We start from the raw sequence: 19,273 nt of genomic DNA on the forward strand, positions 1-19,273 counted from the left end.
CCGGGATGGCGGGCGCGGGGGCGGCCCTAGGCAACCGAGATCCGCGAGCGCTCGGTGCGGGGCATGGGCGTGTGGCGGGGCTCGTCCGGTGCCTGGAGGGGGAAGATGCAGGTGACGCAGGTGCCGATGCCCTGCTCGGATTCCAGCTCCACCCGGCCCCCGTGAAGCTCCACGAAGGAGCGGACGATGGAGAGGCCCAGCCCCACCCCCCGGTGGCGGGTGCCGCGGGTGTGGCTTTCGAATCGGTTGAAGACGAGGTCCCGGACCTCGGGGGTCATGCCGCAGCCGTGGTCGCGCACGCTGAGGATCAGGTCGCGCGCCGAGCGGCGGGCCGCGATCTCCACCCGCTGGCCGGGATCCGAGAAGCCCACCGCGTTGGAGAGCAGGTTGAACAGGATCTGCCGGATCCGTTTTCCGTCGGCCCGGACGCTGCCGACATCCTCCGCCACGTCCACGGAGAGGGCGATGCGCGCCTCGGCGAGCCGGTCCTCCAGGCCGCGCACGGCCGCATCGACGGTGGCCTGCACGTCCACGTCCTCGCGCTGCAGCTCCAGGGAGCCGGCATCGATGGAGGCGAGGTCGAGGATGTCGTTGATCATCACCAGCAGGGCGCCGGACGAGCGCATGATGTGGTCGGCATATTCCCGCTGCCGGGTGTTGAGGTCGCCAACCGTCTCGTCCCCGAGGAGCTGGGTGAAACCGATGATGTTGGTGAGGGGTGAGCGCAGCTCGTAGGAGACGTGGTGGACGAAGGTGTCCCGCAGGTCGGCCGCCTTCTCCAGCGCCTCGTTCTTCTCGGTGAGCATCCGCTCGACGTTCACGCTGGCGGTGACGTCGATGAGGGTCAGCAGGGTCGCGCCCTCCGGCAGGGGCTGTATCGCGCAGTCGAGGACGGTGCCGTCCACCATCTCGATCCGCCGGGCCAGGGCCGCCCGGGCCTCCAGGCCGACCACCGCGTCGCGGATGTCGAGCCACTGGTTCTCGGCCGGGGCGAAGGCCTTGCACCGGGCGATCACCGCATCGACGTGCGGCCTTGCGTCCACCATCTCCTGCTCGAGGCGCCACGCTGTCGTGAAGGCGCGGTTGGCGAGCTGCAGGCGCCCGTCCGCGCCGAACACCGCCACCGGCTCGGCCAGGGTGTCGAGGGTCTCGGCCTGGAGGCGGCGCAGGGCGTTGTAGCGCGACTCGGCGTTGAGCCGGTCCGACATGTCCTCGAACAGGTAGGTCAGGCCGCCCTGTGGGTTGGGGTCGGCCACGACGCGCAGCGTGCGGCCGTCGGGGAGATACCACCACGCCTGGTTCGCCTCGGCGGCGCGGTAGGCGGCGAGCACCCCGTGTTTCCACGCGCGGAAATCCGCGTGCTCCTCCAGCTTCCGCTGGGAGCGCAGGTGATCGAGGATCTCCCCGTCGGAGGGGCGGCTGTCGAGGAAGGCCTGATCGAGGTCCCAGAGCGCCCGGTAGGCGGTGTTGTGGAAGATCAGCCGCTGGCCGACGTCGAACATGGCCACGGCGGTGGGCAATTGATCGAGGGTGCGCGCGTTGGCGTTCATCTGCTGCTGGAGGTCGGCGCGGACGCTCTCCAGTTCCGAGACGTCCACGGCGATGCCGACCTTCCCCCCGTCGAGGGAAGCCTCGTACACGTCGAGGACGTGGCGGGTGCCCGCCACCACTGCGGAGACCCGCGTCGCCCGGCGGGACGCGCCGGCGCTGAGCGTGGCCTCCTCGCGGACGATCGTCTCCCGCGCCGGCCGGTCGAGCAGTTCGAGCCCCGCATCGAGGGTGGCCTCGCGGCTCCCCGCCTCGACGGCGGCCACGTAGGCGGCATTCACCCAGGCGAGCGCCCCATCCCTGTTGCGCCGCCAGACCGGCTGCGGAATCGCATCGAGGAGGCTCGACAGGGCCGAGAGGCCGCGGCGGGTCTCATCGAGGGTGATCCGCAGGTCGGCGATCTCCCGCCGCTCGGAGCTGGTCTCGCGCAGGCGGAGCAGGGCCCGCCCGGCCACCGTCCGCCCCTGGGCCTCGATGCTGCGGCCGGTCTGGGTCCGCAGGTCGAGGGAGAAGCCGCTGCCGCGGGTGAGCAGCGTCTCCAGGGCGGCCTCCACGGCATGGGCGTCGGCGGCGATGAGCCACGCGCCGAAGGCGAGGACGCGCCGGGCCGAGCCCGCCGCCGGGCGGTCGCCGTCCAGGGCGATGCCGACATCGCCCTCGATCACCGGCTCGCTCGCCTCGTCCCAGGTGATGACGACCTGCCGGTCGGCGTTGAGGAGCATCTCCGCCCGGTCGTGCGCGCCGCGCAGGATGTTGAGGGCCGCGACGAGATCCTGCTCCCGGCGGGTCCAGCGGGCGCGCTCGTACAGATAGAGAAGGGCCACGATCACGGCGAAGGCCACGAGCCCGCCGAACACGGCGAGCCCGGCCACGCCGTGCATTTCCCGCGGTCCGTGGGTGGCCGGGACTTCCGGCATTTCCGCAAAGGCCGCGCCTGCTGCGAACAGCGCGAGAATCCCCACGCCGACCCGCAGCTGCGCCGCACGTCCGACCCGCATTCGCCCTGCCCCCAAAGCTCTCGTCACCGCCGGCGTGCGCCCGCGCGGCGCGAAACGCACCGTCGCTGCCGCAGCCCCGTCGGAGCCACGGCGGAACGCCCTGTTACTGAGTCGCGGGCACCTTACCGTGGGGGAGATTCCGGCCGGAAGGAGAACGAAGCGTGGCCGTGGCCGCGGCGGGTAAATCGCCCGTTAACGACACTCAGAAGACACACCCGAATGTGCGGTTTTCGACTTGACAAACGAAAGGCCCGGCGAGGGACGCCGGGCCTTCTGTTGTACCGTGTCTGATAGTTCTAGTAGCGGTAGTGATCAGGCTTGAACGGGCCGCTTTCGGCGACGCCGATATACGCCGCCTGGTCCGGCCGCAGCTTCGACAGGGTGGCGCCGACCTTCGCGAGGTGGAGGGCGGCGACCTTCTCGTCGAGGGCCTTGGGCAGGGTGTAGACCTGCCGCTCGTACCGGCCCGGGTTGGTCCAGAGTTCGATCTGGGCCAGCGTCTGGTTGCTGAACGAGGCCGACATCACGAAGGACGGATGGCCCGTCGCGTTGCCGAGGTTCACGAGGCGCCCCTCCGACAGGAGGATGATGCGGTGGCCGTCGGCGAACTCGATCTCGTCCACCTGCGGCTTAATGTTCGACCACCTGAGGTTCTTCAGGCCGGCGACCTGAATCTCGTTGTCGAAGTGGCCGATGTTGCAGACGATCGCCCGGTCCTTCATCGCCCGCATGTGGTCGAGGGTGATGATGTCGCGGTTGCCCGTGGCGGTGACGAAGATGTCGGCGCGCGGGGCGGCGTCCTCCATCGTCACGACCTCGTAGCCCTCCATCGCCGCCTGGAGCGCGCAGATCGGGTCGATCTCCGACACCATCACGCGGCAGCCGGCGTTGCGCAGGGAGGCGGCCGAGCCCTTGCCCACGTCGCCGAAGCCCGCGACCATGGCGACCTTGCCGGCCATCATCACGTCGGTGCCCCGGCGGATGCCGTCGACCAGCGACTCCTTGCAGCCGTAGAGGTTGTCGAACTTCGACTTGGTGACCGAGTCGTTCACGTTGATCGCCGGGAAGAGCAGCTTGCCCTCCTTGGCGAGGACGTAGAGGCGGTGCACGCCCGTGGTCGTCTCCTCGGAGACGCCCTTGATCGCCTCGGCGAGGCCGGCAAACCAGCCCTTCGGCTTCTCGGCGAGCTTCTTCTTCAGCAGCGCGAAGAAGATCTCCTCCTCCTCGCTCTCCGGCTTGTCGAGGAAGGCGGTGTCGCCGTTCTCGGCGCGCAGGCCGAGGTGGACGAACATGGTCGCGTCGCCGCCGTCGTCGAGGATCATGTTCGGCATGCCGCCGTCATGCCAGTCGAACAGGCGCGAGGTGTAGTCCCAGTACTCCTCCAGGGTCTCGCCCTTCACGGCGAAGACCGGGATGCCGGCGGCGGCGATGGCCGCGGCGGCGTGGTCCTGGGTCGAGTAGATGTTGCACGAGACCCAGCGGATGTCGGCGCCGAGGGACTTCAGCGTCTCGATCAGGACCGCGGTCTGGATCGTCATGTGGAGCGAGCCGGCGATCTTGGCGCCCTTCAGGGGCTGCCGCGCGCCGTACTCCTCGCGGATGGCCATCAGGCCGGGCATCTCGCTTTCGGCGATGGAGATTTCCTTCCGGCCGTACTCGGCCAGCCCGATATCCCTGACGACGTAATCCTTGGCCATGCAGCCCTCCGCGCTCGCGTTGCGATCCGGGGGCCGGACTAGCACTTCGCGGGCGGGGAAGCAATCAAGACATAAAGATGTCTTTATGCGTTGTGGCGGTGGCGCCGGGCCGGTGGCCCGGCGCAGCCCCCTCAGTGGCGGCGGCCGGAGCGCATCAGCAGCCCGAAGCCGAAGGCCACGGCCGCCACCAGGGCGAGGGTGGTCCCGCGGTTCTCGTCGGCGCGGCGGGCGATATCCCGGCCGTGGTGGACCGCCTGCGAGCGGACCTGCCGGCCGCGCTGGACGGCCTCGTCGGCGAAGGCCTCGCCGCGGGAGCGCGCCTCGTCGGCCAGGGCGCGGGCGCGGTTGCGGCCGTCCTCGTAGAGATGCTCACCATCCCGGCGCAGGTCGTGGGCGGTCTCCCGCGCCCGGCCGTAGGCGTACTGGGCGGCACCGGCCGCCTGATCGAGGGCGCCTTCGACCTGCCGGCCGGGCTGCCCGCGCAGGGCCCCCGTGGCGGTCTTCACCCGGCCGCGGATGTGGCGGATCCCGCCTTCCATACGATCTCTGTTCATCGGACGTCTCCGTCGTTGCGGCAGCGGCCCGTGGCCGACTGCCCATTCAGGCGACTCGAACGGCGGCGGGCCGCCAAGGTTCCACCAGAGTGTTTCGCCTTCAGATCTCGATCTCGGTGCCCACTTCCACCACCTGCCGGGTTGGAACGCCGAAGAAAGCCCCTGTACGCTCGGCGTTGCGCTGCATGAATGCGAACAGATTCTCCCTCCAGATCGCCATGCCGCGCTCGTCGTCCTTCGGAATCACGGTCTCGTGACCGATGAATACGGTGACGTCCTCGATGCATTGCGGCGGCAGGTGGCCGGCCTCGACCGCGCAGGCGATTCCCTGCGGGATCGAGGCGTCCTCCATGAAGCCGTAGCGCAGCACGACCCGGTAGAAATCCGGCGAGATCATCGACACCTGGGCGCGCCCTTCGAGGGGGACGGTCGGCGTCTCTTCGTAGAGGGCGGTGACGATCAGCACCCGCTCGTGCAGGGCATGGCTGCGCTCCACGAAGCGGGAGAGATGCAGCGGGATCCCGTGCTCGGCGGAGGACAGGAAGGCCGCCGTGCCCGGCAGGCGGGTGATCGTCTGATGCCGGAGCCCGGTGAGGAACGCATCCTCCGGCTGGCGGAGGGCGACCCGGGCCTGTTCCACAAGCATGTTGCCCTTGCGCCATGTGAGCATCATCAGCGCGACGATGCCGGCGAGGACGAGGGGAAACCACCCGCCCTCCATGAGCTTCACGCTGTTGGCCCCCAGGAACACGAGGTCGATGGCGAGGAAGAAGCCGTTCACGGCGAACACCGCCACCGGGTTGTAGCCCCATTTCAGGGCGATGAGGGCGGCGAGCAGGGTGGTGATCGCCATCAGCATCGACACGGCGATGCCGTACGCCCCGGCGAGGGCGTCGGACGAGCCGAACACGACGACCGCCACCAGGGTGGCGATGCCGAGCAGCCAGTTCACCGCCGGCACGTAGATCTGCCCGCGCTCGTCGCTGGCGGTCTGGACGATCCGCATGGCCGGCAGGAAGCCGAGCTGGATCGACTGCTGCGTGAGGGAGAACACGCCGGAGATGATCGCCTGCGAGGCGATGATCGTCGCCAGCGTCGCGAGGCCCACCAGCGGGATATGCGCCCAGTCGGGGGCGAGGCGGAAGAACGGGTTCTCGATGGCGTCCGGTTCGGCGAGCAGCAGCGCCCCCTGGCCGAAATAGTTCAGCATCAGGGCCGGCAGGACCAGGGCGAACCACGCCAGCCGGATCGGGCGGGCGCCGAAATGGCCGAGGTCGGCGTACATCGCCTCGCCCCCCGTCACGGCGAGGAAGGCGGCGCCGAGCATAGCGAAGCTGACGCCCCAGCCGGCATGGACGAGGAAGTCCACCGCCCGGAACGGGTTCAGCCCTTCGAGGATCTGCGGGGCGCGCAGGATCGCGCCGATGCCGAGCAGCGCCAGGGCGGCGAACCACACCAGCATCACCGGCCCGAAGATCCGCCCGATCCGGGCCACGCCCTGGAACTGCACCGCGAACAGCCCGACCAGGATCACCAGGGTGATCGGCACCACGTAGTGGGCGAGGCCCGGCGCATCGACCTTCAGCCCCTCCACCGCCGAGAGCACCGAGATGGCGGGGGTGATCGCCCCGTCCCCGTAGAGCAGGGCCGCGCCCACGAGCCCGACCACCAGCAGCAGCGCCTGCCACGTCCCCGGCTGGGCCTGCCGGGCGCCGAGGAGGGCCAGCATGGCGACGATCCCCCCCTCCCCGCGGTTGTCCGCCCGGAGGATCAGGATCGCGTATTTCAGCGAGACGATGAGGATCAGCGCCCAGAAGATCACCGAGACGGCGCCGACGACGACGGGCGGCGTCACGGCCCCGCCGCCGGCCGCCTTCACGGCCTCCTTGTAGGCGTAGAGGGGGCTGGTGCCGATGTCGCCGTAGACGACGCCGAGGGCGCCGAGCAGCAGGGCCGGTCTCATGCGCCCGTGGGGCTGGCTGGCGGTCCCGACCCCCGGGGAGGCGGCCGCGTCGGCCGTGGCGAGGGACTGGTTCAACGGACCTCCGGCATACGATCACGGAGGCCGCGTGCCTCACCACACGACAGCTAATCGCCGCCGCGTGACCGTCCAGCGACGCTCCAGGCGTCTCACTGACATTATTGCCGGACGATCCCGATCACATTGCCGCGAAGGGTCCGCGGCGGCGGATACGGCCGGCGGTCACGGCCCCCCGCCGTCCCCGCGGGGACAGCCGCGCGCAAGGACCTGGCGGGTGGGACGGCGTCCTATCCCACCAGCGCCGCGAGGCCCTCCGGCGCGGCCGCGCCCCTGTTCATGCAGAATACGGGGCAGGAGGTGTGCCGTGCGATGGCCCCGGCCACCGTTTCCGGCGGTGTCGGCGCGCCCTCGCTCTCGCTGACCACGACGGCGCCCGTCGTCAGGCCGCGGAGCCGCAACACCTCCGCCGCCGTGAGGGCGTGGCTGATGGCGCCGAGATAGCTGCCGGAGACGAGGACGACCGGCAGGGCCAGGGCCTCGATCCAGTCGAGCCCCGTCGCGGCGTCGGTGATCGGGCTCATCAGCCCCCCGACCCCCTCGATCACCACGGGGCAACCCGCGGTCGCGATCCGCCCGCGGCACCACGCGACGATCTCGTCCAGGGACACGCGCCGCCCTTCCCGCGCCGCGGCCTGATCGGGCGCGAGGGGGGCTGCGAACCGCCAGGGCGAACAGGCTTCGACCGTCCCCGCATCGACCGGGAGGCCCTGTGCCGCCAGCAGGCGGGCCGTGTCGCTCTGTGCGAAGGCGGGGTCGCCCACCGGCGGCACGCCGCTCGCCAGGGGCTTCAGGGCCAGAACCGGCCCGCTGGCGCGCAGGCGGCGCGTCAGCGCCGCCGTCACGTAGGTCTTGCCGATCTCCGTCCCCGCCCCGGCGACGAAGAGCGCCGGAGGGCTCACGCCTGGAAGCTGCCGTGGCAGTGCTTGTACTTCTTGCCCGAGCCGCAGGGGCACGGCTCGTTGCGGCCGACGCGGCCCCAGGTCGATTCGTCGGTCGGGTCGCGCTCCAGCACGGCGGTGTCGGCCGAGAGGGCCTGGGCGGCATAGCCGTAGGCCGGGCCACCGCCGCCGTCACTGCCGGTGCCGCCGGCATAGTCCATCTCGTTCTCGCCGGTCACCGGGTCGAGGTGCTGGGCGAACATCTGCGGCAGGGCGGGGCTCGCCATGGGCGGGGCCTCGTCCTGGTCCTGGAACATCACCTCGATGCGGGAGAGCTGCCCGGTGACCTGCTCGCGCAGGGACGCGACCAGGGCGTTGAACAGCTCGAACGCCTCGGACTTGTACTCGTTGAGCGGATCGCGCTGGGCGATGCCGCGCCAGCCCACCACCTGCCGGAGGTGATCGAGCGTCACCAGATGCTCGCGCCACAGGTGGTCGAGGGACTGCAGCAGCACCTGCTTCTCGATATAGGCGGAGACCTCGGCGCCATTCTTCTCGACGCGGTCCTGGTACGCGTTCTCGGCGAGCCGCATCAGCCGCTCGCGGATCTCCTCGTCGGCGATGCCCTCTTCCTTCACCCACTCCTCGGCCGGGATGTCGAGGTTGAGGATCTGCTTGGCCGACTCACGCAGGCCTTCGGCGTCCCACTGCTCGGCGTAGGTGTCGGCGGGGATGTGCCGGGCGACGATGTCGTCCACCACGCCCTCGCGCATCTCGTCCACGGTCTCGCGGACGCTGTCCTGCCCCATGAAGTCCCGGCGCTGCTCGAAGACGACCTTGCGCTGGTCGTTCATCACGTTGTCGTACTTCAGCACGTTCTTGCGCATGTCGAAGTTGCGGGCTTCGACCTTCTGCTGCGCCTTCTCGATGGCCCGGTTGATCCAGGGGTGGATGATCGCCTCGCCCTGCTCCAGGCCGAGCTTCTGCAGCATCCCGTCCATCCGGTCGGACCCGAAGATCCGCATCAGGTCGTCCTTGAGGGACAGGTAGAACTTCGAGCGGCCGGGATCGCCCTGGCGCCCGGACCGGCCGCGGAGCTGGTTGTCGATGCGCCGGGATTCGTGGCGCTCGGTGCCGATGATGTAGAGCCCGCCCGGCAGGTCCTTCTTGCGCCCCGCCGCCGCGTCCGCCGGCTCGCCGGAGGCCAGCACCTTGGCGCGGTTCTCGGCGATCTCCGCCTTGATCGCGGCGATGGCCGCCTCGCGCTCCGGCCCCTCGGCCACCCCGGCGAGTTCCTTCTCGACGCGCATCTCGACGTTGCCGCCGAGTTTGATGTCGGTGCCGCGCCCGGCCATGTTGGTGGCGATGGTGATGGCGCCCGGCACGCCGGCCTCGGCGACGATGTAGGCCTCCTGCTCGTGGAAACGGGCGTTCAGCACGGCGAAGCGCTTCGTCACCCGGTTCTCGCGGGCGGCCTTGTAGACGTCGGTCAGGGCGTTCGGGTCGGAATAGTCGAGCGGCTCGTAGCCGGCCTTCACCAGCATCTCGGCGAGGTGCTCCGACTTCTCGATCGAGCCGGTGCCGACCAGGATCGGCTGGTGACGCTCATGCGCCTTGCCGATTTCCTGGATGATCGCCTGATACTTCTCCTCGACGGTGCGGTAGACCTCGTCGTCCTCGTCGACGCGCTCGATCTCCTTGTTGGTGGGGATATCGACCACGTCGAGCTTGTAGATCTCGGCGAACTCGTCCGCCTCGGTCGAGGCGGTGCCGGTCATGCCGGCGAGCTTCTTGTAGAGGCGGAAGTAGTTCTGGAAGGTGATCGAGGCCAGCGTCTGGTTCTCGGGCTGGATCGTCACCCGCTCCTTGGCCTCCAGCGCCTGATGGAGCCCCTCCGAGTAGCGGCGGCCCTGCATCATGCGGCCGGTGAACTCGTCGATGATCACCACCTCGTCGTTCTTGACGATGTAGTCCTTGTCCCGCGTGAACAGGGTGTGGGCGCGCAGGGCCTGGGTCACGTGGTGGACCAGGGTGACGTTGTGGGCGTCGTAGAGGTCGCCCTCCTTGAGGATGCCGGCCTCGCGCAGGGCCAGCTCCACGAACTCGTTACCCTCCTCGGTCAGCGAGACGGTGCGCTGCTTCTCGTCCAGGTCATAGTGGGACGGATCGAGCAGCGGCATCACCCCATCGACGGCGACGTAGAGTTCCGAGCGGTCGTCCACCGGGCCGGAGATGATGAGCGGGGTGCGGGCCTCGTCGATCAGGATCGAGTCGACCTCGTCCACGATCGCGTAGTTGTGCCCGCGCTGGGCCAGCTGCGCCATCTCGTACTTCATGTTGTCGCGCAGGTAGTCGAACCCGAACTCGTTGTTCGTGCCGTAGGTGATGTCGCAGGCGTAGGCGTCCTTGCGCTGCTCGTCGTCCAGGCCGTGGACGATGGTGCCCACGCTGAGGCCGAGGAAGCGGTAGACCCGGCCCATCCACTCGGCGTCGCGGCTGGCGAGGTAGTCGTTCACGGTGATGACGTGGACGCCCTTGCCCTCCAGGGCGTTCAGGTAGACCGCCGCGGTGGCGACGAGGGTCTTGCCCTCGCCGGTCTTCATCTCGGCGATGCCGCCCTCGTGCAGCACCATGCCGCCGATCAACTGCACGTCGAAGTGGCGCTGGCCGAGCACGCGCTTGGCCGCCTCGCGCACCGTGGCGAAGGCGGGGACGAGGATGTCGTCGAGGCTCTTGCCGGCCGCCAGCTCCGCCTTGAGCATCCCCGTGCGGGCGCGCAGGGCGTCGTCGCTCAGGGACTGGATCTCCGGCTCCAGGGCGTTGATCTGTGCAACCCTGGGGCGGTAGCCCTTGACCCGGCGGTCGTTGGAGGAACCGAAAATCTTCTTGGCGAGCGAGCCGAGCATCGTAAACCTGCGGACGGGCGGGCCCGCCGACGGACGTGACGTCGCGGGCCGGCCTGGGCGGAATGGGGCTGGCTTATAGAGGTAAACATCGCCCCGTGCACCTGAAAGAGCCCGGGCCCGGATTGGTTGCCGCGGAACCGCCGCGCTTGCCTTCTCCGGCCAGCCGGGCCACCTCTCCCGCCGCCGGACACACGGTGCAGGCGGGGCATCGCCCGCCCCCGTCGCCGACCCGGCGGAACGACATGCCGACCGAGGTATCCCCCATGCCGACCCATGCCCTGCTCCGGCGCGCCAGCGCGCTCGCGCTGTCGCTCGCCCTCACCGGCGCGGCGGCGGCCCAGACGCCCCCGGCCGACAAGGCGCCCGCCGCCAAATCCGCCGACGCCGCGGTGAGCGTCGATCCCGCCGCCGTGGTCGCGACGGTGAACGGCCAGCCGATCACCCAGGCCGACCTCGCCGTGGCCGCCGACGACCCTGCCCTGTCCCTGCCCGGCGTGGACGACGCGCAGAAGAAGAACCTGCTGGTGGATTACATGGTCGACCTGAAGGTCGGCGCGCAGGCCGCCGAGGCGGCCAAGGTCGGCGATACCGCCGACTTCAAGCGCAAGCTCGCCTATTTCCGCGACAAGCTGCTGCTGGACGACTACCTCGAGCAGGAGGCCAAGAAGGCGGTGACGCCCGAGGCCGAGCACGCGATCTACGACCAGTCGGTGAAGCTGTTGAAGCCCGAGGAGGAGGTCCACGCCCGCCACATCCTCGTGGACAATGAGGCCGAGGCGAAGAAGATCGCCGCCCGCATCAAGGGGGGCGAGGATTTCGCCAAGGTGGCCGCCGAGACCTCGAAGGATCCGGGCTCGAAGGCCGAGGGCGGCGACCTCGGATGGTTCACCAAGGAACGGATGGTGCCGGACTTCGCCGCCGCGGCCTTCGCCATGAAGCCCGGCCAAGTCTCCGAACCGGTGAAGACCCAGTTCGGCTGGCACGTTATCAAGGTCGAAGAGGTGCGCACCAAGCCGCAGCCGACCTTCGACGAGCTGAAGGATCAGATCGACCAGCACCTCATCCGCAAGTCGCAGCAGGATCTTATCCTGAAGCTGCGCGCGGACGCCAAGATCGACCGCAAGGACGCGCCCGCGCCCGGTGCGCCCACCCCCGCGGCACCGCCGCCGCCCGCGGTGAAGTAAAGCACGCCCGACGAGGGGGAGCGCGGTTTCGGCGCGAAGGGGCCATTCCCCCCTCCCCCTCGTCCTGAATGTCTGGCGAGGCCGTCAGCGCCTCTTCCGTCTTTGCGAGCGCAACGAAGCAGTCCAGGGTAGCGGGACGCTTCGAGACCGCGCGCGTCCCTGGATTGCTTCGCGACGCTCGCAAAGACGGGGGAATGACGACGAGCGTTCATGGCGCCCGACTCGTACGGCCCGGCTCTCAGATGCGGGCCTGGACCGGATCGAGGGCCGGCGCGGGCCGCATCCCCTCCCCCGCGAGAGGGAAGAGGGAATGCGGCGGAGGGTGCGTCCCGTTCAGTAGGGCCGGTCGGGCTTCGTCAGGTAGGCTGAGGGGCGGGAGACGGCCACAGGGGAAATGCCGAGCGACGACAGCTCGGCGGCCCGGCGCTGCTCCGAGATCCGGTCGAGGAGGATGACCAGAATCCAGGGGCAGGCGATACCGATGAAGAACGCCACGTGATGATCCTCCCGCTTCGGCCGGATAGGGGGCCGTTGGAGAGATCATAGGCCGCGAAGGGCCCGCAGCAAGCGGCGACGCTTGCGCCGTCAGACCCAGCCCTGCAACTCCCGGCGCACCACGTTCTCGATCACCTTCATCCCGAGGTCGCTGTCGTTCAGGCAGGGGATGTAGGCGAACTGCTCGCCGCCGTTGCCCTCGAAGTAGTGGCGGTTCTCGCCGTCGAGCTCTTCCAGGGTCTCCAGGCAATCCGCCGTGAAGCCGGGGGCCACGATGGCCATCCGCTTCACACCCGACTTCGCCAGGGCCATCACCGTCTCGTCCGTGTAGGGTTTCAGCCATTCCTCGTTGCCGAAGCGCGACTGGAACGTCACCCGCATCAGCTCGGGCGAGAGGCCCAGGGCCTCGCGGATGAGCCGGCCGGTCTTGTGGCACTGGCAATGGTAGGGGTCGCCCTTGAGCAGGTAGCTCCGCGGCACACCGTGGAAAGAGGTGAGGATCACCTCCGGCTCGAAATCGAGCTTGGCGAGGCCCTCGCGGATCGATTGCGCCATCGCCTCAATGTAGACCGGGTCGTCGTGGTAGGGCGGCGAGACCCGCACCGTCGGCTGCCAGCGCATGTCCATGAGGGCGCGGAACGCCTGGTCGCAGGCCGTCGCGGAGGTCGCCGCCGCATATTGCGGGTAGAGCGGCACCAGCAGGATCCGGTCGCAGCCCTGGTCGAGGAGAGCCTGAAGGCGGCCCGCCACCTCCGGCTTGCCGTAACGCATCGCCCAGTCGATCACGACGCCGTCGCCCATCGCCGCCTGGAGCTTCTCGCTCTGGCCGCGGGTGATGGTCTTGAGGGGGCCCTCGTCCCGCTCCTTGTTCCAGACGCTGGCGTAGTCTTTCCCCTTCGGCCCCGGCCGCTTCGACAGGATGATGAGGTTCAGGAGCGGCCACCAGATCAGCCGCGGCACCTCGATGACCCGGCGGTCCGACAGGAATTCCTTGAGGTAGCGCCGCATCGGCCAGTAGCTCGTGCCCTCCGGCGTGCCGAGGTTCATCAGCAGGACGCCGACACGGCCCCAGCGGACCTGCGGATGGTCCCCCGGAAGGCTGAACGTGCTGGGTCCCTGCGTGGCGACGGGCCGGTTGTCGGCGAGCGCGGCTGGTTCGATGCGTTCGTTCATCAGAGCGTTCCGGCGCCCCGGCGCCGTATTCCTTCCTGGCTGTGCGGTCGGACCCGCGACGATGCGGGATCGCCCCCCCGGGACCGCGCCCGGGTTCGTCCCTATGTAGGTCGCCTGACGGCTCCGGCGAAGGCGGCGCCGGACTGTGGCCCTGCGCCCCACCCGGTATACGGACACGGCGCGCCGCGGCAACCGCCACCGCATGACGAGGATAGCCCGAAACGATGTCCGACCGGCCCGTCGCCGCCGCCCTCGCCGCCTTCCGCGAGACCGGATCCCCCTGGCTCACGCTGCCCTTCTTCCACGACGGCGCCGCCGAGGCGGTCGCCGCGACGATCGATGGGCGCATCGCCGCAGGGGCGCGGGTGCTGCCGGCGCCCGGCGACATCTTCCGGGCCCTGCGCGAGACACCCCCGGACGCGGTGAAGGCGGTGATCCTCGGCCAGGACCCTTACCCGACCCCCGGGGACGCCAACGGGTTGGCCTTCTCCTACGTCGGCGCCGGCCGCCTGCCCGCCTCGCTGAAGGTCATCCTGGCCGAGGCCGGCTCCCCGCGGGAGGCGGGGGGCGACCTCACCCCGTGGGCGCGACAGGGGGTCCTGCTCCTCAATGCGGCGCTGACGGTGGAGGCCGGCAAGGCCGGGGCGCACCTGCGTTCGGGCTGGTCGGCCCTCACCGACGAGGCCGTCGCCGCCGTGGCGGCGCGGGAGGAGCCGGCGGTCTTCCTCCTCTGGGGCGCGCAGGCGCGGGCGCGGGCCGGGCTGATCGATCCCTCGCGCCACGCGGTCTTCGAGAGCGGCCATCCCTCGCCCCTGAACCGGGCAAGGGACTTCCCGGGCTCCGATCCCTTCGGCCGCGCCAACGCGTGGCTCACCGAGCGGGGGCGCGACCCGATCGTGTGGCGCCTCGGGTGAGGCGCTACTGCGCCGGCTTGGTGGCCTCGGGCGCCTTCGGGGCCTCGGACTGGGGCGGGGCCCCGCCCGGCTGGAGCACGTTGCGGGCGATGTTCCCCTCAGGCCCGTACTCCCCGGCCACGGCGAGGCAGGCGCCTTCGCGGTTGAGCTGCATCTGGTTCGACATCAGCGTGAACATCGTCTGGACGCGGTTACCGAAGGGTCCGCCGGGCTGGACATCGGAGACGCGGGTGTTCTGCTTGGACAGCAGCGCCTCGAATTCCGGGGCACCGATCCGGTAGCCGCAGACGTTCGAGGCCGCGAAGATGTAGGCGGCGAATTCCAGGGCCTTCGGCGAAGGCGCGTTGCGGATCTCCGCCTGTGCCGGACCACAGAGCAGGACGGCCGCGGCGAGCGGGGCGAGATGGCGCATACGGTGTTCCTCCAAGTCGGCGCGGCTTCGTCTTCAGGATCTCGGGCCGCGTCCGCCCGCCACAAGTAGATGCGCCGGAGCGGGGCGCCAGGGCGGTTTCTGTGCGTAATCTTCACGCCGCGTTGGCCATACGCCGCGTCCGGGGCGTCGATCTGCCGTGTTTCGGCCCGATCCGTTGCGCCCGTCTGCGCAGACATCAGAAAGTCTTAACCCGATCGCGCGAACCCGGAATGGCTCAGCTTGAAAGGCCGGTCCTCACCGCATGCTCGGCGCAAGACACATCGTCCCCCTCCCCGCTTCCCCGAACCAGCCGTCGCGTCCGCGCCCGGCCCCGCCGGAGGCCCATTCCTCGCCGATCGTCCCGGGGGCCTGCGCCCGCTGGGCGCGGACGGAGGGCATCGGCTTCGGCGACCTCGCCGTCCTGATGGTCGCCGACCCGCTGGTCTCGGCCGCCCTGCGGCAGGGCCTCGCCTGGGTCGGAGCCCGGACGAGGGACGTCGATCCGGCCACCGGCGCGCACGAGCTGGCCCTGGCCCTGTCCAACGCGGCCGTCGCCATCGTCGACACCGCGCTGGCCCCGGACTACGCCCGCGCCCTCGGCCAGCTGGAGCGGCTCCCGCCGGTCTGGTGGAACGGCCCCGGCGCCGATTTCGCCCGGATCGACGACGCCCTCGCCGAACACGCCGATCCGGCGATGTGCTAGACCGTCTCCCCGAATCCGGAGCCCGGCCGAAGACCGGGACCGCCACAGGGAGACGCCCGTGTCCGCCGCCCAGCCGCTCGCTGCCGCCGATGCCGAACCCGTCCTGCTGCGGCAGGACGAGGGCGGCGTCGCCACCCTGACCCTGAACCGACCGGGGGCCCGCAACGCCCTGTCCCTCGGGCTGATGGGGGCGCTGCTCGATGCCCTCGGCGCGATCCGCAGCGATGATTCCGTGCGGGTCGTGGTGCTGAAGGCCGCCGGGCCCGCCTTCTGCGCCGGCCACGACCTGCGGGAGATGCGGGCGAACCCGTCCCCCGAGGCCACCGAGCACCTGTTCCGCACCTGCGCCCGGCTGATGACAGGCCTCGTCCACCTGCCGAAGCCGGTGATCGCGCAGGTGCAGGGCATCGCCACGGCGGCGGGATGCCAGCTCGTGGCCTCCTGCGACCTCGCCGTCTGCGAGGAAGGGGCCCGCTTCGCCACACCGGGCGTGCAGATCGGCCTGTTCTGCTCCACACCCATGGTGGCCCTGTCGCGGGCGGTGCCCCGCAAGGCGGCGATGGAGATGCTGCTCCTCGGGGAGCCGGTGGATGCCGCCGAGGCCCTGCGGCTCGGCCTCGTGAACCGCGTCGTCCCCGCCGCCGGGCTCGAGGCGGCCGTGGCGGAGTTCGCCCGCCGCATCGCCGCGAAGCCGCGCCGGGTCGTCGCCGTGGGCAAGGAGGCGTTCTCCCGCCAGATCGAGATGACCCTGGAGGACGCCTACGCCTACACGGCCGGGGTGATGACCAAGAACATGGCCATGGCCGACGCGCAGGAGGGCATCGATGCCTTCCTCCAGAAGCGCACCCCGGTCTGGGAGGGGTGATCCGCCGCGGCCCCACCGCGGTAGGCGCCGGCCCGCGGCTGCCGTAAAGTCGCCGGTCTGTCCCGCAACGGCGGGCATGCCGGTGCGGGACGGGCGATGACTGCCACCACCGACTTGATCGGGCTGACCCTGGCCTTCTACGGGGCGATGCCGCCCCCTCGCCCGCCGCGGCCGGAGCGCGACGGCCCGACCTGGGCGGCGGCCCTCATCATCGGCGGCGTCTGCCTCGCGACCGTGGGCCCGATGATCACCATCTGGAGCTTCCACCGCCCCCACGAGGCGGCGAAGGCGCGCTGCCTGCACGGCGGCGGGCGCATCGTCTACGGCGCCCTCGACGGCAGCAGTTTCCGCTGCGATCCGCCGGAGCGCCAGGCGGCGGGCCGGTAGGCCGCCCCGCCGCGACGATTGGGGCGGACTTGGGAGCCAGCTGAGCTATATCGGCGCCACAGTTGTTTCTCGCCCAGGTTGCACGTGGACCAAGTTCTCTCACGCTGGCTGAACTCGACGGCGCTGCTGCGGTCGGACGTCGAGGCCCTCATCGGGGTCGCCATCGCCCTCGCGGTGACCGTCCATGCCCTGTTGCGCAAGCGGCGGGTGAGCGTCGCGGTCGGCTGGATCGGTCTGGCGTGGCTCTCGCCGATCTTCGGCTCGGCCCTGTACCTCCTCCTCGGCATCAACCGGGTGTACCGGCGGGCGCGCCGGATGCGCGGGCGCCTCTCCGACGCCCTCCCCCCGCCCGATACCGACGACGCGGTCGTGCCGGAGGCCCTGTGGCCCCTCGACCGGGCGATCCGGCGCATCACCGGAACCCCGGCCCTCACCGGCAACCGCGTGCAGATGTACCGCAACGGGGACGAGGCCTACCCCGAGATGCTGGCGGCGATCCGCGACGCGAGGGCGAGCATCGGCCTGTCGAGCTACATCTTCCGCGACGACGAGACCGGACGCCAGATCTGCGATGCGGTCGCCGCGGCGCAGGCCCGTGGGGTCGCGGTCCGGGTGATCATCGATGGGATCGGCGGCGGCTACTTCCTCACGCCGGCCTACAAGCGCCTGAGGGCGGCCGGCGTCCCCGCCGCGCTGTTCATGCACTCCGCCCTGCCCTGGCGCATGCCGTTCCTGAACCTGCGCAACCACAAGAAGCTCCTGATCCTCGACGGGAGGGTGGCCTTCACCGGCGGCCTCAACATCGCCCAGGCGAACCGCCTCAGCACCGGGCCGGACCATCCGATCCGCGACATCCACTTCCGCCTGGAGGGGCCGGTGGTGGAGCAGCTCGCCACGACCTTCGCCGCCGACTGGGCCTTCGCCGACGGCGAGAACCTCGACGGGCCGCCCTGGTTCGTGGAGGCGCCCTCCGCCGGGCGCTCGGTCGCCCGCGCGGTCACCTCCGGCCCGGACGCCGACGTCCAGAAGATCGAGCAGGTCGTCATCCAGGCGCTCGGCTGTGCCCGGCGCTCGGTCAAGATCGCGACGCCCTACTTCCTGCCGGACGAGCTCGTCACCGGCGCCCTCACCCAGGCGGCGACGCGCGGCGTCGTGGTGGAGGTCGTGATCCCCGCCGTCAGCGACCACCGCTTCATCGATTGGGCGATGCGGGCGCATCTCGACCTGCTGATCCGCGCGGGCGTGCGCGTCTTCCTCGACCGCGGGGCGTTCGATCACGCCAAGGCGATGGTGGTGGACGACGTGTGGTGCTTCGTCGGCAGCGCGAACTGGGACATGCGCAGCTTCCGCCTGAACTTCGAGCTCAACGTCGAGATCATCGATGCGGAGATCGCCGCCGGGATCGATGTGCTGATCCGGTCCAAGATGGACCTGCCCCTCAGCACTCAGGATCTCGCCGCCCGATCCTTGCCCGTGCGCCTGCGCGACGCAGCCGTGCGGCTGCTGCTGCCATACCTCTGAGGGTCTGCGGCGCGGTCGTCTCCGGCTCGGGGCAGAGATGGACCACGATCGGCCGGTGGTCCGAGGGGCCGCGCGGCAGCACGGCGCTGTCCCGGCAGACGAGGCCCCGGGTGAGGCATCGGTCGAGGCGCAGGGGCAGCACCTCGATCATCGCGTGGGTCGGCCGTCGCGGGCCCACGTCCCGGAACCCCGGCACCAGGGCCGGGCCGACGATGTTGTAGTCGCCGAGCACGGCGGCCCGGGGCGGCAGGCCCGCCACGATCCGGCGAAGCTGGCGGCGGTTCAGCATCTGCCCGTGCGAGAGATGGACGTTGGCGACGCCGAAGGTCCCGAGGTCGAGCACTTGGCAGACCCGGTGGACGATGGCGCCGGACGGCAGGGTCACCGTCCGCGGCGGGGTCGGAAACGGGGTCGGGCTCCACATCGCCAGCCCATGGATCCGCCCCGGCAGGGGCGACCACGCATAATGTCCGCCGACCCGCTCCTTCAGGAAGCCGATCGCCCGGGTCGCCTCCTGCATCAGCAGCAGATCGGGCGATTCCTGCTCGATCAGCGCGATCACGTCCTCGATCGCCGCGCCGACCCGGCGGAGGAGGTTCCAGCTCACGATCTTGAAGGCCGGGGCCTCCGGCGTGAGGAAATCCGGCGCCAGACGTTCGGCGGCGGCGATTTCGGGCGCATCCGTGCGCGTGGGTTTCGTCATCGCCCCCGACCGTGTCCCATCGCCGGCCTCCCTGCCGCCGTGCGCAAACGCGTCACGGCCCCGTCCGTTCGACGGGTCGGCCGCGCCGCTCTGGCCCACGATCCCGGCCCCCGTATGGCCGTAAGCGTCCCGGAAACCACGCTGCAAACACAACTGACGCGCCCGGGCCGAATCGGGGGCCCGCGCCGCGTTCGCCCCGTGCGCCATTCGCCGCGATATGCTTTAGACCGCAACGATATTGCCAAGTGGTCCGTCCGGGCCGCACCAAATCGTGGGAGTCTTCCGTGGCCGCAC

16 protein-coding genes are annotated in these 19,273 nt (G+C 70.5%); 6 read left to right on the forward strand and 10 right to left on the reverse strand.

The features are described from left to right. Positions 1–26: 26 nt before the first annotated feature. The 6 genes from MKK53_RS14555 to secA form a co-directional block, all read right to left on the reverse strand. On the reverse strand, positions 27–2,546 hold the full coding sequence (locus MKK53_RS14555) for a sensor histidine kinase (RefSeq protein WP_243929413.1): 2,520 nt from the start codon (positions 2,544–2,546) through the stop codon (positions 27–29). A gap of 296 nt (positions 2,547–2,842) precedes the next feature. Further along, positions 2,843–4,243: an adenosylhomocysteinase gene (ahcY, locus tag MKK53_RS14560; RefSeq protein ID WP_243929414.1), complete on the reverse strand. Its 1,401-nt coding sequence runs from the start codon at positions 4,241–4,243 to the stop codon at positions 2,843–2,845. A gap of 131 nt (positions 4,244–4,374) precedes the next feature. Continuing rightward, complete coding sequence (locus MKK53_RS14565) at positions 4,375–4,797, reverse strand: CsbD family protein (RefSeq protein WP_243929415.1); 423 nt, start codon at positions 4,795–4,797, stop codon at positions 4,375–4,377. Positions 4,798–4,897: 100 nt separating this feature from the next. Continuing rightward, positions 4,898–6,835 (reverse strand): potassium transporter Kup, encoded by a 1,938-nt coding sequence (locus tag MKK53_RS14570; protein ID WP_409564336.1) that lies wholly within the window; start codon positions 6,833–6,835, stop codon positions 4,898–4,900. 230 nt (positions 6,836–7,065) lie between these two features. Beyond that, complete coding sequence (bioD, locus tag MKK53_RS14575) at positions 7,066–7,737, reverse strand: dethiobiotin synthase (protein ID WP_243929416.1); 672 nt, start codon at positions 7,735–7,737, stop codon at positions 7,066–7,068. Further along, positions 7,734–10,622: a preprotein translocase subunit SecA gene (gene secA / locus MKK53_RS14580; RefSeq protein WP_243929417.1), complete on the reverse strand. Its 2,889-nt coding sequence runs from the start codon at positions 10,620–10,622 to the stop codon at positions 7,734–7,736. Before secA ends, bioD begins: the two co-directional genes overlap by 4 nt. 263 nt (positions 10,623–10,885) lie before the next feature. Here secA and MKK53_RS14585 point away from each other — a divergent pair, with 263 nt between their 5' ends. Beyond that, on the forward strand, positions 10,886–11,806 hold the full coding sequence (locus MKK53_RS14585) for a peptidylprolyl isomerase (RefSeq protein ID WP_243929526.1): 921 nt from the start codon (positions 10,886–10,888) through the stop codon (positions 11,804–11,806). Between the two features lie 333 nt (positions 11,807–12,139). On the opposite strand, the gene MKK53_RS14590 is transcribed toward MKK53_RS14585, so the two are convergent. After that, positions 12,140–12,301: a hypothetical protein gene (locus tag MKK53_RS14590; protein ID WP_243929418.1), complete on the reverse strand. Its 162-nt coding sequence runs from the start codon at positions 12,299–12,301 to the stop codon at positions 12,140–12,142. A gap of 90 nt (positions 12,302–12,391) precedes the next feature. Then, on the reverse strand, positions 12,392–13,474 hold the full coding sequence (hemH, locus tag MKK53_RS14595) for a ferrochelatase (protein ID WP_243929419.1): 1,083 nt from the start codon (positions 13,472–13,474) through the stop codon (positions 12,392–12,394). Positions 13,475–13,698: 224 nt separating this feature from the next. Here hemH and MKK53_RS14600 point away from each other — a divergent pair, with 224 nt between their 5' ends. Then, positions 13,699–14,388, forward strand: a complete 690-nt coding sequence (locus MKK53_RS14600; RefSeq protein WP_243929420.1) for a uracil-DNA glycosylase — start codon at positions 13,699–13,701, stop codon at positions 14,386–14,388. 4 nt (positions 14,389–14,392) lie between these two features. Here MKK53_RS14600 and MKK53_RS14605 read toward each other — a convergent pair whose 3' ends face one another. After that, positions 14,393–14,800 (reverse strand): hypothetical protein, encoded by a 408-nt coding sequence (locus MKK53_RS14605; protein WP_243929421.1) that lies wholly within the window; start codon positions 14,798–14,800, stop codon positions 14,393–14,395. A gap of 262 nt (positions 14,801–15,062) precedes the next feature. On the opposite strand from MKK53_RS14605, the gene MKK53_RS14610 reads away from it, so the two are divergent. The 4 genes from MKK53_RS14610 (at position 15,063) to MKK53_RS14625 (ending at position 18,276) form a co-directional block, all read left to right on the forward strand. Next, positions 15,063–15,503 carry an AMP-dependent synthetase gene (locus tag MKK53_RS14610; RefSeq protein WP_243929422.1) on the forward strand — a complete coding sequence of 147 codons (441 nt, stop codon included), beginning with the start codon at positions 15,063–15,065 and terminating at the stop codon, positions 15,501–15,503. 58 nt (positions 15,504–15,561) lie between these two features. Further along, complete coding sequence (locus tag MKK53_RS14615) at positions 15,562–16,368, forward strand: enoyl-CoA hydratase (protein WP_243929423.1); 807 nt, start codon at positions 15,562–15,564, stop codon at positions 16,366–16,368. Between the two features lie 96 nt (positions 16,369–16,464). Then, positions 16,465–16,755: a hypothetical protein gene (locus MKK53_RS14620; protein WP_243929424.1), complete on the forward strand. Its 291-nt coding sequence runs from the start codon at positions 16,465–16,467 to the stop codon at positions 16,753–16,755. An 84-nt stretch (positions 16,756–16,839) separates the two neighbouring features. Next, on the forward strand, positions 16,840–18,276 hold the full coding sequence (locus MKK53_RS14625) for a phospholipase D-like domain-containing protein (RefSeq protein ID WP_243929425.1): 1,437 nt from the start codon (positions 16,840–16,842) through the stop codon (positions 18,274–18,276). Here MKK53_RS14625 and MKK53_RS14630 read toward each other — a convergent pair. Further along, the gene (locus MKK53_RS14630) at positions 18,194–18,979 is read right to left on the reverse strand and encodes an endonuclease/exonuclease/phosphatase family protein (RefSeq protein ID WP_243929426.1); all 786 of its coding nucleotides are present in this window, start codon (positions 18,977–18,979) and stop codon (positions 18,194–18,196) included. The two genes, MKK53_RS14625 and MKK53_RS14630, sit on opposite strands and share 83 nt — an antisense overlap. Positions 18,980–19,273: the final 294 nt, after the last annotated feature.

This window comes from Methylobacterium sp. J-076, from assembly GCF_022829405.1.
Classification (GTDB): domain Bacteria; phylum Pseudomonadota; class Alphaproteobacteria; order Rhizobiales; family Beijerinckiaceae; genus Methylobacterium.